This window comes from Kocuria tytonis, assembly GCF_003226895.2.
Classification (GTDB): domain Bacteria; phylum Actinomycetota; class Actinomycetes; order Actinomycetales; family Micrococcaceae; genus Kocuria; species Kocuria tytonis.
Genome location: NZ_PNJG02000001.1, coordinates 817,763 through 831,154, shown reverse-complemented (window position 1 = coordinate 831,154; position 13,392 = coordinate 817,763). Strand labels below are relative to the sequence as shown.

12 protein-coding genes and 1 pseudogene are annotated in these 13,392 nt (G+C 68.8%); 4 read left to right on the top strand and 9 right to left on the bottom strand.

Going from position 1 to position 13,392, the window contains the following annotated elements; all coding sequences use genetic code 11:
• Nucleotides 1–184: 184 nt before the first annotated feature.
• Nucleotides 185–1,492, bottom strand: a complete 1,308-nt coding sequence (locus tag C1C97_RS03670; RefSeq protein ID WP_121030025.1) for an ISL3 family transposase — start codon at nt 1,490–1,492, stop codon at nt 185–187.
• Between the two features lie 184 nt (nt 1,493–1,676).
• Here C1C97_RS03670 and C1C97_RS12750 point away from each other — a divergent pair, with 184 nt between their 5' ends.
• Both C1C97_RS12750 and C1C97_RS03660 read left to right on the top strand, forming a co-directional pair.
• The gene (locus C1C97_RS12750; RefSeq protein ID WP_407657260.1) at nt 1,677–2,633 is read left to right on the top strand and encodes a DUF4232 domain-containing protein; all 957 of its coding nucleotides are present in this window, start codon (nt 1,677–1,679) and stop codon (nt 2,631–2,633) included.
• Nucleotides 2,634–2,910: 277 nt separating this feature from the next.
• The gene (locus C1C97_RS03660; protein WP_147406042.1) at nt 2,911–3,237 is read left to right on the top strand and encodes a hypothetical protein; all 327 of its coding nucleotides are present in this window, start codon (nt 2,911–2,913) and stop codon (nt 3,235–3,237) included.
• A gap of 480 nt (nt 3,238–3,717) precedes the next feature.
• On the opposite strand, the pseudogene C1C97_RS03655 reads toward C1C97_RS03660, so the two are convergent.
• From C1C97_RS03655 to C1C97_RS03630, 6 genes and pseudogenes are all read right to left on the bottom strand, one after another.
• Nucleotides 3,718–4,704 (bottom strand): annotated as a pseudogene (locus C1C97_RS03655) (IS481 family transposase).
• A gap of 9 nt (nt 4,705–4,713) precedes the next feature.
• On the bottom strand, nt 4,714–5,283 hold the full coding sequence (locus C1C97_RS03650; protein ID WP_110919635.1) for a dihydrofolate reductase family protein: 570 nt from the start codon (nt 5,281–5,283) through the stop codon (nt 4,714–4,716).
• Entirely contained in the window at nt 5,280–5,528 is a 249-nt protein-coding gene (locus C1C97_RS12140) for a hypothetical protein (RefSeq protein WP_147406041.1), read from the bottom strand. Before C1C97_RS12140 ends, C1C97_RS03650 begins: the two co-directional genes overlap by 4 nt.
• 363 nt (nt 5,529–5,891) lie before the next feature.
• Nucleotides 5,892–6,749, bottom strand: coding sequence for an SDR family NAD(P)-dependent oxidoreductase (locus C1C97_RS03640; RefSeq protein WP_199712165.1), 858 nt, complete (start codon nt 6,747–6,749; stop codon nt 5,892–5,894).
• The gene (locus tag C1C97_RS03635) at nt 6,746–7,576 is read right to left on the bottom strand and encodes an alpha/beta fold hydrolase (RefSeq protein ID WP_110919627.1); all 831 of its coding nucleotides are present in this window, start codon (nt 7,574–7,576) and stop codon (nt 6,746–6,748) included. Before C1C97_RS03635 ends, C1C97_RS03640 begins: the two co-directional genes overlap by 4 nt.
• The gene (locus C1C97_RS03630) at nt 7,573–9,051 is read right to left on the bottom strand and encodes a flavin-containing monooxygenase (protein WP_110919628.1); all 1,479 of its coding nucleotides are present in this window, start codon (nt 9,049–9,051) and stop codon (nt 7,573–7,575) included. Before C1C97_RS03630 ends, C1C97_RS03635 begins: the two co-directional genes overlap by 4 nt.
• A 299-nt stretch (nt 9,052–9,350) precedes the next feature.
• Between C1C97_RS03630 and C1C97_RS03625 the strand changes: the two genes are divergently transcribed.
• Nucleotides 9,351–10,346 (top strand): LacI family DNA-binding transcriptional regulator, encoded by a 996-nt coding sequence (locus tag C1C97_RS03625; protein ID WP_233542702.1) that lies wholly within the window; start codon nt 9,351–9,353, stop codon nt 10,344–10,346.
• A 17-nt stretch (nt 10,347–10,363) separates the two neighbouring features.
• On the opposite strand, the gene C1C97_RS03620 is transcribed toward C1C97_RS03625, so the two are convergent.
• Nucleotides 10,364–11,131 (bottom strand): hypothetical protein, encoded by a 768-nt coding sequence (locus C1C97_RS03620; protein ID WP_233542701.1) that lies wholly within the window; start codon nt 11,129–11,131, stop codon nt 10,364–10,366.
• Nucleotides 11,132–11,237: 106 nt separating this feature from the next.
• Between C1C97_RS03620 and C1C97_RS03615 the strand changes: the two genes are divergently transcribed.
• Nucleotides 11,238–11,828, top strand: a complete 591-nt coding sequence (locus tag C1C97_RS03615) for a M48 metallopeptidase family protein (protein WP_233542700.1) — start codon at nt 11,238–11,240, stop codon at nt 11,826–11,828.
• A 64-nt stretch (nt 11,829–11,892) separates the two neighbouring features.
• Here the strand turns inward: C1C97_RS03615 and C1C97_RS03610 are convergent, their stop codons facing one another.
• Nucleotides 11,893–13,356: a zinc-dependent metalloprotease gene (locus C1C97_RS03610; protein WP_121030015.1), complete on the bottom strand. Its 1,464-nt coding sequence runs from the start codon at nt 13,354–13,356 to the stop codon at nt 11,893–11,895.
• Between the last annotated feature and the right edge of the window lie 36 nt (nt 13,357–13,392).

Genomic DNA, 13,392 nt, shown 5'->3' with positions numbered 1-13,392 from the left:
CGTTGCTGGCAGCATGGGAGATGGCCGTTGCGGGCAGAGACCTTAGTGCGCCTGCCGCCCTGCGGAATGCGCTGAAGATACCGGGCCCACTATTCGAAAAAGATGAACTAACTGGGGGGAAATTCGCGTACGAGATGGGGTCAGGAGGGGAATCGGATGTGGTGATGTGGCGATTGGTGGCTCTTCACAATTCGGGGTGTAGGTGTGGTCTGAATCCGCCGGCTTCGAGGAGTGCGCGGGCTATGTAGTTGGTGAGGTTGCGGAAGCCGAGGGCCAGGCCACGCAGGTGCTCGAGGCGACCGTTCACGGCTTCGGTAGGTCCGTTGCTCGTGCGCGGCCGGTCGAAGTAGGCCAGGACGTCGCAGGCGCGTCTGGTCAGGGTGCGGCCGAGGTTGCGCAGTTCTACCAACGCCTCAGGCACACTGTCGGCGAGGGCGTCGATCACGGAGCTCATCTCGACGCGGCCGGCTGCCCGGTCGGGGTGACGGTAGGCGGAGATCATGCGCTGGTAGATCCCCCAGGTGCACTCGACTTGCACGTGCCGGTCCCCAGCGAAGAGCTTGTCAAGGCGCTCGTGCTGGCGGTCGGTGAGCAGGTCAGCCCCGGTGTGCAGGGTCCGCCGCGCGGTGTAGAGCGGGTCGCCCTTGCGTCCGCGGTGTCCGTGCAGTTCCTGCTGGACTCGGCGGCGGCACTCATCGAGAGCGTCCCCGGCCAACCGGATGACGTGGAAGGGATCCATAACCGTGACGGCGTCCGGCAGCTCCTCGGTGGTGGCGGTCTTGAAGCCCGCGAACCCATCCATGGCCACGACCTCGATCCCATCGCGCCAAGCCTGGTCCCGCTCGGCCAGCCAGTCCTTGAACGCCTTCTTCGACCGACCTTCGACCACGTCCAGCAGGCGTGAGGGCCCGGTGCCGTCCCGGACCGGGGTGAGGTCGATGATCACGGTGACGTACTTGTCACCGCGCCGGGTGTGCCGCCACACGTGCTCATCGACCCCGACGACCTTGACACCGTCCAGGCGGGTCGGGTCCTCGATGAGCAGACGCCGGCCCTCAGCCAGGACCGCGTCGTTGGCGGTGTTCCACGCCACGCCCAGTCCTTCGGCAACTCGGGCCATCGACAGGTGGCCGACGACGATCCCGACCAGACCCCACCGCAGGCCGGCGCGGGAGATCTTGGCCCGCGGCGGCGCCGCAGCGGTGGTGTCCTGACGCCACACGTGCGAGCACTCCTTGCAGCGGTAGCGGCGCACGGTGAGCACCAGCGTGGTAGGGCGCCACCCGAACGGCTCGTGCGCCAACTCCCTGCTCACCGTGTCACGGGGCACGCCCTGGCAGCCGCACCGCCTGCACCAGTCGTCCGGCTCCACGACCCGGCACGCCAGCACGGACCGGTCAGGCTCGAGCAGCTGGCCGGTGACCTCCAGACCGAGGCCGTCGAGGCGGATGAAGGTAGTCAGGTCAGGGCGCGTGAAGGTAGCGTCAGGCACGTCGAGGTCTTCCGGACGGGTTGTGTGAGAACTCCCATCATCGGAAGACCTCGACCCTCACCCCGACACCGACGCGCCGCCCCAGGTCGCACCACAGCTACACCCTCATCTGTGAAGAGCCCGATTGGTCTCTGGGGCGGATCCTTTCGAGGAAGAATCCTGGTGGGAGCACGTCTGCGCGAATGTGCAGGTGGAAGGCGCTCACTTGAAACCTCAGCCCACTGGCTGCCACCCCGGGGTTCCGGACGACCCTCCTTTGAGTGCGCTGCTAAACGAAGTCGAGCATCCTCCCAATCAGCACCCGTGGTCGCGACCCGCCAATGGAAATCTAACATTCACGTGCGAACCAGAAAACATAGAAGGTGTAATAGATCAGCTTCAGGCGTCGGGTGTCAAGGACAACGCGCGCCTGTCGGTTCGCAATTATGGAACCAGTTCATGTGACCTGCTTGGAACACCGGGTATCAAGTTTCAAAACGAGAGGGAATCGCGGGTGGTCTCGTTGGGCGGCGGGGCTGGCACGGTCCGTCTGAAGCCTGGACAATCCAGCACTGCGACGATGTCCTGGGCGCCCACGTCCGAACCAGCGGGGGCCCAGCAGCAGGTAGATGTGACCCTGGGGGGCGTCGATCCAATTCATGCCCAATTTGGATATGGCGCACCCAACGATCCTTTACGTTTTCCCTCCGGAACTGCCCGGGTGGGTGCATGGTCTCCCCCAAGTAAATTAGCCACCCTCGGCGACGTGAGCAAGGTGCCTACCGTCGTGGCGCCGACCTGCGGCGCGCAGCGAGTCTCGGCCGCGCTGGCCCCGGTGGATCAGGGAGAGGAACCTGCGTCCAGCTCACGAGTGGATGCTGAAATCCGAATTACCAACCACAGCTTCCTGCCTTGCAGAGTGAACCAGATCTCTGTCATGGACCAGAGTCCCGCAGGGCAAATTGTGTTCAGTGAAACCTCGGATCGGGTCATTCTTCCTGGCGAGGAGTATGCTGCAAAGATTAGCTGGGAACCTGTTTCCGCTCCAGGATCTCCCGTCGCATGGACTGTGGATTTCGATGGTGGCGGGGGACCCGTTTCCCTCGATCAACAGGGGATGTTTGTTCCTGCTAGAGCATCGCACATCCAAATTGAGGGTTAATTCACGAATGTTGGAGATTTGCTGGATATTCAAATTCTGTTCGATAAACAGATGCCCAGGCTTATTTCACCGTTCGACGGTCTAGAAGTAGGAAGGTGTGACATGGTTGTTACGCAGCGGGGCGCGGACACTGCGGTGTGAACGGTGGCCCTCTCGACAGGGGCGTCCTGTGAGGAAACGTGGACGCGATCCCTCCAGGCTCTGGACCACCTGGTGGTTGTACCCTGCCGGCGACGCCCTCTTGATGGGGCTCTCCCGTGGCCTGGTGGTCTGTGGAGTGACCGAGGAGTGGACCACCCAAGACCTGATGAACGCCGTGGAGGCCGATCACCAGGGCCTTGGGCTGCTCTCCCTGCCCCCGGACAGCCAGAAGAACCCGCGTGCGTTGCTGCTGCACCAGATCAAGCGCGCCATCACCGGCAAAGAACTTCCGGCACGTGCACGACGCGCGGCCGAGACCGCCCGCCGCGAAGCACGCGCGGCCGAGATCGCACAGCGAGCCGCTGAGGCGAAAACTAAGACCACGATGCCCGCCTGGTTCCGTGCGGAACTGGCCAAGGCCTGTGGGACCGTCGCTCCCGTTGCGAAACGAGCCCAAAGATAGGTCAGGCGTCTCTCCCTGGCCACCGGCTGCGTCATGGGAGGCAGCATGGTGCACGGTCGCTCGAGACTTAGGGTGAACGCTCCCCACGCTCACATGTGACACCAAAGCCGTGGGTATGCCCCTCGGGATACCTGAGCGCCCGGTACGCAGGAACAGCCCTAGACACTGTCCCGCCGGGGCTTTACATCAGGACCCTTCACCGGCGGGTGATCTTTGATGGGGGCAGACAAAACCAGCCGGCCTGTGGCCCAGCTAGTCGTCTGGGGGAGTTCATCGAGGAGACTGATGCGGCGCGCGACCGCACCCTGTGACCAGAAAACCCGAGCGTGTAGCCGGCCAACTAGAGGCATCCAGGCACCTGGGGGTGTTTCATAAGAAACACCTGCCTGATGAAACGTCTCGCGCGGAAGGCGCCGTAATCCGGTATATACCGATAAACCTTATTACCCATTTCGGTAAATAGGTAATGCGGGAGGAGCGCTAGCTGTACTGACCCGACAGGTTAATCAAGCGGGTGATGGGCGGTTGGTTGCCGCAGGCCGTGTGCGGACGATGCTGGTTGTACTGGTGCAGCCAGCCGGAGAGTGCGTCTCGGCGTTCTTGCTCGCTGGTGTAGCAGTGGGCGTAGGCCCGCCCGTCGGCCATGGTCCGGTGGAAGCGCTCGACCTTGCCGTTGGTCTGGGGTCGGTAGGGCCGGGTCCGCTTCGGTGTGATCGACAGCGCCTCGCAGGTGTCGCGCCACAGGTAGGACCGGTAGGCACCGCCGTTGTCGGACAAGACTCGTTCGATGGTGACGCCGCGTTCGGCGAACCAGTAGACGGCCCGTTGCAGGACGCCGACGGCGATGGCGGCGGTCTCGTCGTCGTGGACCTCGGTGTAGGCCACGCGGGAGTGGTCGTCGATGACCGTGTGTACGAATGCGTACCCGAGCTTCGGGCCGCCGTACTGATTGCGTGGCTTGTCGGGAGTGGCGGCGCGGTTCTTCTCCCCTTGGCGGCGGCCGACGTAGCGCTAGCCTCCCCCGTCGGGGATGTTGCCGAGCTTCTTCACGTCCACGTGGACCATCGACCCGGGGTAGTCGTGCGCGTACCGGCGGATCGGCTCGCCCGTGGCACGGTCGACATAGGACAGCCGGTTGAGACGTGCCACGGTGAGGATGCGATGCACCGTGGACGGGGCGATGCCGAGCCGGGACGCGAGCTGAACCGGACCTTCCCGCAGCCGGATTCGCAGACTGATGCACCGCTTCGTCACCGGCTTCGGGGTCTTGTTTGGCGATGACTTGGGCCGCGAGGATCGGTCTTCCATCGTTTCGCCTGCCAGGTACCGATCGACCCACCGCTTCACTGTTGGCCAGGAGACCTGGAAGCGGGCGGCGACCTCGCTGATCGGCCAGCTTACATCAACGACGAGCCTGGCGACCTTGAGTCGGTGCCGTGGTGTCAGGGCGGCGTCAGCGTGTGCCATGAGTTTCACTCATCGCTCTGGCACGAGGTTGGTGACGTCGTAGGTACTGTGAACCATGCCGTCGTGCGCATGGCTTGCGCGCAGGGTCAGGTGCACGTCATGTGAAAGGCAGCCGAAAAGCGGGATTCCGGAACCGATCAGGACGGGTGCGTGGCTGACGGTGAGTTCGTCGACGAGCCCGTGACGCAGGAAAGTCTGGATGACCTGCCCGCCGTCGATATAGACCTGACGGGCGTCTCCTTGCGCGAGGGTCTCTCTTGCCTCATCCAGGGTTTGAACCACCGTGATCCTGCTGTCCCGTGCGGCCATGGTCGTGGACAGGACGAGAACCTTCTTTCCTATGTAGGGCCACTCGTCGAAGGTTGAGACGGTCTCGTAGGTGCCCCGCCCCATGACAACGTGATCCACGCTGGGGAAAAAGGTCTCCCATGACTCCGCATGACGGCTGCTGTCGACGTAGCTGTGTTGGCGTGGGGGTGGGTCGGTCAGCCATCCGATGTCGCCGTCAGGACGGGCAATGAAGCCGTCGAGGCTGGCCCCGATGAAGACGCGGCCGGTCCAGGTTTTGGCGTGTGTCATGTCCACTGCTCCAGGAGGTTGTCGAGGGTTTGGGATACGAGGTCGGCACTTCCTTCGGCCGCCGCACGTAGGGCGGCCCCGTTGAGGGCGTCGAACAGGATCGCTGCGCACACACCTGGGTTCTTGACTCCGGGAAGGTCGCAGCGACCAAGCAAGGCCTTGAGGTATGCCCGCTCAAGCCCCCATCCCTCAGCAAGGAGTCTGCGTAGGTCCTCGTCGACAAGGTCGTCGATGAGCTGGCTCAAGCCTTGAGCGTTCCCGTGAGGCGGAGCGAAGCGTTCCGCCACCCACCCGCGAAGCTCCTCGACAGGTAACAGATCCCCGTTGGGAGTCTGGGGAATGGTGGCGATCCATCTGCGGCTCAAGGCCAGGAGCACACCTTGGCGCGATCCGAACCTCTTCACGATGCCTGCGGCGCTCAGCCCGACCACGGGTGCGACCTCGGCCAACGTCCAAGGGGTGACGGCCTGACGATCCGCCATCGCGGCTGCCAGCCTGTCGAGTAGAGCGTCATCACTGTCGCGTCGCGGACGTGCCATGGGATTAGTAAATCACGATTTACTAATCCCATGTCTGGCGTCTTCGATCAACGTCCCCGGTCAGTACAGCTAGGAGGCGTGGCGGGCCAGGAACTCGCGCTGCTTGACCGGCAGGACGCGTGCGACCACGTCGATCAGCACCGCCTGCTGGGTGATGACCACCCGCTCCCTGCGCCTGGCCACGGCCGTGAGGATCTGGGCGGCGGCCTTCTCCGGCGGCAGCTTCAGGAACCGGCCGAAGTCGGCGCGCCGCCGTGCGGCCTCGTCCTCGTCCAGCAGGGACCCGGTGCGGGCGTTGCGTGCGATGTTCGTGGCGATGCCGCCGGGGTGCACCACCGTGACGCCGATCCCCTGGGGGATCAGCTCCGACTGCAGCGCCAGGGTGAACCCCCGGATGCCGAACTTGCTGGCCGCGTAGGCGCTCTGGCCCGCGGGGGCCACCAGACCGAACAGGCTGGAGACGTTCACGATGTGCGCGCCGTCGTGCTCCCGAAGGTGGGGCAGGAACGCCTTGCTGAGCGCGATCGGCGCGCGCAGGTTGACGGCGAGCACCCAGTCGAGGTCCGCCATGGAGATCTCGTCCACGGACCCGCTCAGGGCCACCCCGGCGATGTTCATGAGCAGGCTCACCCGCGGGTGCTCGGCGACCACCGCGGCTGCGAGGTCCGCGAAGTCCTCCGTGCGGCTCAGGTCCACCCGGTGCGTGGTGACGTGCAGGCCGGGGTGCTCGCGGGAGAGCTCCGCCCGCACCGCGGCCAGACCGGCCTCGTCCCGGTCGATCAGGGCGAGGTCGTTGCCGCGTGCCGCGAGGTCGGCGGCGGTGGCTCGTCCGATGCCGCTCGCGGCCCCGGTGACCACCGCGCAGCCGGAGCCGAAGCGGAACGGGCCCAGCCGCGGGATCCTGGTTCTCCTCCGGAAGGCACTCACGCGATCACGCCCTTCTCCGCGTCGGCCCAGAATTCACGGGCCAGCCGCGCGAACTCGTCCGCCCGCTCCAGCTGCGGTCCGTGACCGGTGTCGGGGAAGCGGTGGGTGCGCGCGGCCAGGGTCTTGGCACCGCGCGCGAGGTGGCGGAAGGGGAGCACGGCGTCCTTGTCGCCCCACACGATGAAGACGGGAACACCCGTGGCCCGCACGCGGGGCAGCAGGGCGCGCCGCCAGCCGCTCTTGACCCCGGCCGGGGACCCGAGAGAGCGCAGCATTTCCAGGAACGCCTCGGTGCCGCCCGGTCGCTGCGCCAGCTGGTAGCCGTGCGCCACGCGCTCGTCCGTGGCGAGGGCCGGGTCGTGGTACATGGCTCGCTCGGAACGCAGTGCTCCCTTGCGGCTGGGCTGCATCAGGCGCTCACCCACCCCGGGGATGCTGGCCAGCCGCAGCGCCGGGCTCACGCCGCGGCCGAACCCGGCGGAGTCCGCGAGCAGCAGGCTGCGCACCAGCTCGGGGTGGTCCGCGGTGAGCTGCATGGCCACCGCGCCGCCCAGCGAGTTGCCCACCACGTGCACGGGGGCGATCTCCTGCGCGCGGACGAAGTCCGCCACCCGCGCCGCGAGGTGCTCCAGACGCATCCCCCGGGCGGGCCGTTCGGAACCGCCGAATCCGGGCAGGTCCAGGCTGTACACCCGGTGGTGCGCGTCGAGCAACTCGTGCTGCCGGTCCCAGTCGGCGAGGCTGCGCCCGATGCCGTGGATCAGCAGCACGGGTGTGCCGGACCCGGACACGCGGTACTGCAGGCCGTCCCACAGCTGCGTGCTCATCGTGCGGCCCCCGCCGTCTCGCGAGCCGGCACGGTGAACTCGAGCTGGTCGTCCTTCTCGGTGCCGGGACGGAACAGCACGCGGTCCCGCAGGTAGTTCTGACGCACGTTCCAGGCGCCGTCGGGACCCTGGCGGGGCAGCAGGTGCGCGCCGCGCTGGATGTAGCCGGCCGCGAGGTCGATGAGCGGACGCAGGCCCGTGCGGGGTCCGGAATAGCGCGGAGTGACGGCCACTGCTCCCTCGCGGTCCATGCGGTCCAGCAGGCGGTGGAAGTACTCGGTGACGAGGTCCACGCGCAGCGTCCAGGAGGAGTTCGTGTACCCGATGGCGAAGGCCATGTTGGGCACACCGTCCAGCATCATGCCCCGGTAGCTCACGTGCTCCGCGGGATCCACGGTCTTCCCGTCCACCACGAGGTCCATGCTGCCCAGGAACTGCACGTTCAGCCCGGTGGCGGTGACGATCACGTCCGCGGCCAGGTGGCGCCCGGAGCCCAGGTCGATACCGTCCGCGGTGAAGCGCTCGATCGTGTCCGTCACGACCTCCGCGCTGTCCCCGCGCACGGCCTTGAAGAAGTCGCCGTCCGGCGCGGCGCACAGACGCTGGTCCCACGGGTCGTAATCGGGGGTGAAGTGCTCGTCCACGGGGAACGTGGGGCCCAGGTGCTTGACCGCCCCGCGGTGGAGCAGTTCCCGCATGGCCTGGGGGCGGCGGCGGCTGAACTCGTAGATCGCCATGGCCCGCAGGATGTTGCGCCAGCGGTTCGCCTCCCCGGCCAGGCGTGGCGGCAGCCACTTGCGCAGCTTCATACCGGTCTCGTCCTTGCCGGGCACCGAGGCCACGTAGGAGGGCGAGCGCTGCAGCATGCTCACGTGGGCGCCGCGGTCCGCCAGCGCGGGGACCAGGGTCACGGCCGTGGCGCCGCTCCCGATCACGACGACGCGCTTGCCCGCCACGTCCAAGTCCTCCGGCCAGTGCTGCGGGTGGACCACCGTGCCCCGGAACTCGGGCAGGCTGGGCCAGTTGGGGGTGAAGCCCTCGTCGTAGCGGTAGTACCCGGTGGCCATGAACAGCCAGCGGCCGGTCAGGGTGGACGTCTCACCCGTGTGGACGTCCTCGTGCGTGACGGTCCAGGTGTGGGACTCGGAGGACCACTCCGCCCGCTGGGCGCGCTGTCCGAAGCGGATCCGGGAGGTGACCCCGGCCTCCTCAGCGGCGGCGTGGACGTACTCCAGGATGGTGTCACCCGTGGCCAGGCTGCGTTCCCCGGTCCAGGGACGGCTGCGGTAGCCGAACGTGGCCATGTCCGAGTCGGAGCGGATGCCGGGGTACTGGAACAGGTTCCAGGTGCCACCGATGTCGTCCCGCGCCTCCAGGATGGCCATGGTGCGGTCCGTTCCCGCGAGTTCGCGCGCGGCCCCAATGCCGGAGATCCCCGCGCCGATGATGATCACGTCGACGTCTTGCGTGTTCATGCCGTCCTTCAACTCCTTTGCGATATGGTCCTCCGTGCGATGACCGTCTCCGGAGCACCCTGCCGTCGCGATGGCCTGCCGTGGCCCGGGGTGATGGGTGGTGCACGGTGCGTGCCGGGTCCGTCCGAACCCCGCGACGCGCCGCCCGCCCCGGGGCACCGCGGTACTAACGCGTGTTAGCTTGGTGACTGCCGAGTGTAACAGCTCACATTCACAGGGCAACCGGCCCCACCCCCGCGACACCGACCGGTGCGGGGCGGATCCACGGGCGAGGGGAGAGTACGGACATGGATGGACGCGTGAGCACCGCGCGGCGCGCCACGAGTGCCGACGTCGCACGGCTGGCGGGGGTCTCCCGGACCACCGTGAGCTTCGTGCTCAACGACACCCCCGAGCAGTCCATCTCCGCGGAGACCCGCCGCAGGGTCCTCGCCGCCGCCCGTGAACTGGCCTACGCGCCGTCGGCCGAGGCACGCGCGCTGGGGCGGGGTCACTCCACCTCCGTGCTGCTGTACCTGCCGCCGGCGGGCTCCCTCACCGAGGACATCGGGGACATCATCGAGCGGCTGTCCGTGCTGTTCGACGAGGCGGGGCTCTCCATGGTCATCCACGCGTGGACCCGCAGGCCGGCCGCTCAGGTCTGGTCCTCGGTGACCCCCGCCGCCGTGCTCGCGTGGGACCTCGAGGACGACGACGCCGAGCGCATGCGCCGCAACGGCGTGCGCGGCGTGGTGTCCTGGACCGGCTCCGACGTCATGGGCCGCTGGATCACCGGCCCGCGGGAGCAGGACATCGCCGGGGTGCAGGTGCAGCGCCTCACGAGCGCGGGCCACACGCACCTGGGGTACGCGGTGACCGGCGGGGACCACATGCACGGGGTCTCCCAGTGGCGCTTCGAGATGCTGCGGCGCGAGTGCACGTCCCGCGGGCTCCCCGCCCCCCGCATGCTCCACCTGCCCGCGGAGCCCGGCGGTGCGGCGGCGGCCCTCAGCACGTGGCGGGCCGAGAACCCGGCGGCGTCGGGAGTGTGCGCGCACGACACCACGGCCGCGCTCGCGGTCCTGTCGGGGATGCGCCAGCTCGGATGGGCGGCGCCCCGCGACCTCGCGATCGTGGGCGTCAACGACTCCCGTGCCGCCGCACTGGCGGACCCACCCCTCACGATGGTGGCGCTGGACACCGACGTCACCGCCCGGTACATCGTGGCGGTCATCACGGCCCTGGTGCAGGGAGCTCCCGCGCCGCGGCTCCCCGCCACGGCAGGCGCCTCCATCGTGGACCGCGACTCGGTCTGACGTGTCGGCCGGGGGAGTCACGGCGCCTCGAACGCCAGGGAGCACAGGCACTCCGGGTTGGGGGGCAACGGTGTCATGGTCAGTCCTCGGCGCATCACGGGACCGCCCACCGGTGCCGCCCCGGGGGTCTCACCGGCGGCGGCGCCGTCGAGCCCCAGCCCTCGGACCACGAGGAGTCCCGCGAGCTCACCCGCGGCCACGGCACGGGTCGCGGCGCCCACGGGCGCGTCCGGGCCGGGGAGCAGCTGTGTGCCGGGCGTGGCCGGGCCGTGCCGCACGCGTCGGCGCGCCTGCCGCACCGCCGCGAGCAGGCACGGTGCGCACGGCCTGTGCCCCCAGTCCGTGAACGGCCACCGCAGCACCGTGGCACCGTCCGTGACCACGGTGACGGTGGGCAGGGCGGCATCGAGGACCGTGGTGTCCGGACCCCTCAGATCCTGCACCAGCTCCCCGGCCACCTGCCACGAGTTCAGCACCACGGTTCCCGGCAGCGCCGCGGTGGGGAACAGCTCCGGCGCCGAGAGCGGGACGCAGCGCGGGGCACTGCGGCGCAGCACCCCTCTCAGGACCAGCTCGCGGGGGCGGCCCTCGGACTCGGCGGGGTAGGGTCCGTGCCGGATGTCCCGCGGGCTCACGGGGGCGGGATCGCACACGGTGAGCAGGCACACCCCGGCGGCCGCGAGGAGGCACGCGACCGAGGCGGCCACCGGGTCGAGCCCGCCCACGAACACGTGCAGCTCGTCGGGAGCGGGCGGGGGAGGGACGTCCGGGAGTGCGCGGGTCATGGGAGCACCGTGGCCCGCCACGGCACCGGAGCGCCACGGCGGTGCCGCAATCCACAGCGCACGTGCGCGGTGGTGCTCACGGACGCGGGGTGGTGGACTGGGGGGCATGCCCCGCACACGCACGACCGAGCCGCCCGAGGACATGCCGGAGATCATCGTGCGGCGCAGCGCCCGCCGCACCCGGACCGTCAGCGCCCACTTCAGCGGGGAGGCCGTGGTGCTGGCGGTCCCGCAGCGTGCCACCCGCGCCCAGATCGCCCACTGGAGCGCCACACTCGTGCCCCGGGTGGTGGCCAAGCGGCGGGCCGCGGAAGCCGCCGCGCGCACGCGGCACCGCGAGGACCGGTTGGAGGACATGGCCGCGCGCCTCTCGCGCACCCACCTGGACGGGCGGGCGCGGCCCACGAGCGTGACGTGGTCCACCCGGCAGCACACGCGGTGGGGGTCCGCCACGCCGAGCACGGGGAGCATCCGGATCTCGCGGCGTCTCGCGGACGCCCCCGAGTGGGTGCTGGAGACGGTGGTGCTGCACGAACTGGTGCACCTGCTGGAGGCGGAGCACAACGACCGCTTCTGGGAACTGGCACGTCGACATCCCAGAGCGCGCGACGCCGCCCAGTTCCTGGACGGCGTCGCGTGGGCGGACTCCCACGGCGCGCAGGCTCACGGCGCGGGGGCCGAACCGTCCACCGCGTGAGTTCCTGGGGTGACCGCCGTGAGACTCGTGTCGGGCGGCAACGGCCCCGCGGTGAGTCCGCGGCTCAGCTAGCGGCGGGACCGCCGGTGCTCGGAGCGTCGGGCCCGTCCTCGCCCGGGGAGTCGGAACCGGTGTCCCCCGAGCCGTCGGACGTCGGTTCCCCGGAGCCGTCCTGTGCCCCGGGAGCGGAACCGCCCTCGTAGCCGCCGGCCAGCAGCTTCTCCAGTGCGGCGTCCATCTCCTCGTCGCTCGCGGTGAGCAGCCCGCGGCGTTCCTCGAATCCCCGGGGGTCGTCGAGGTCCACGTCGGTGGGCAGCAGCTCGGGGGACTCCCAGAGGCTGTCCCGCTCGGTCACGCCGCGCTGCTCGGCCACGTAGTCCCAGAACGTCGCGGCCTCGCGCATCCGGCGCGGCCGCAGCTCCAGACCCACGAGTGCGCCGAAGGTGCGCTCCGCGGGCCCGCCCTCGGCGCGGCGTCGGGCCATCATCTCGGTGAGGGCCGGCGCGGAGGGGATGTTCACGGTGGACGCCACGGTCACGCGGTTGACCCAGCCCTCGATGAGCGCGAGCACCGTCTCGAGCTTGGCGAGCGTGACCTCCTGCTGCGGGGTCATCTCGGGGCTGAACACCCCGGAGGCCAGGGCATCCTGGATGCCGGAGGGATCCGTGGGATCCAGATCGCGTGCAATGGACTCGATCCGCTCCATGTCGATGTGGATCTCGGACGCGAACGCCGTGATCAGGTCCAGCACGTACTGCCGCAGCCACGGCACCCCGTGGAACAGCCGGATGTGCGCGGCCTCGCGGATGGCCAGGTAGAGCAGCACGTCCGAAGCGGGGAGGTCCAGTCCCTCGCTGAACTCGTTCACGTTGGAGGGCACCAGGGCGCAGCGCTGCGCGGCGAGCGGGATGCCCACGTCCGTGGAGGCGAGCACCTCGCAGGACAGCGCGCCCACGGCCTGACCCAGCTGCATCCCGAACATCATGGACCCGGCGCCGGAGAGCATCCCGGACAGGTCCGACCCGCCCATGGCCTGGGCGAGCTCCGGCGGGAGCTGCTGGGTCAGCGCCTCGGACATAGCCTCGGTCACGGAGGTGGCCACCGGGGTGGCCATCTCCTTCCAGGTCTCCCACGTGGCCTCGATCCACTCGGCGCGGGACCACGCGGAGGGCAGCACGGGGGCCTCGTCGAACGCGGTGTTGTCCTTGAGCCACAGGTCCGCCAGCTTCATGGCGTCGCTCACGGCGCCCTTCTGCTTCGCCGAGACGGAGGGATCGCCCTGCTGGGCGGCCACCTGCCGGGCGTGCTGGTTCGCCAGGTCCCAGTTCACGGGGTCCCCGGAGTTCGAGGCGCTCATCATGGACTGGATCTGCTGGAAGATCATGGACATGGACTGCGGGTCCGTGGGCATCCCGGCCGGCATGTCGCCCGGCTTCATGGCCCCGGAACCCAGCAGACGCTCGAACATCTCCTGGAACGGGTCCTTGGGGTTCTCGCCGTTCTCGTCGTGCGGAGGGTTCGAAGGCATGGGACCGCCAATCATCGGGAGAGAGCTAGGACTTCC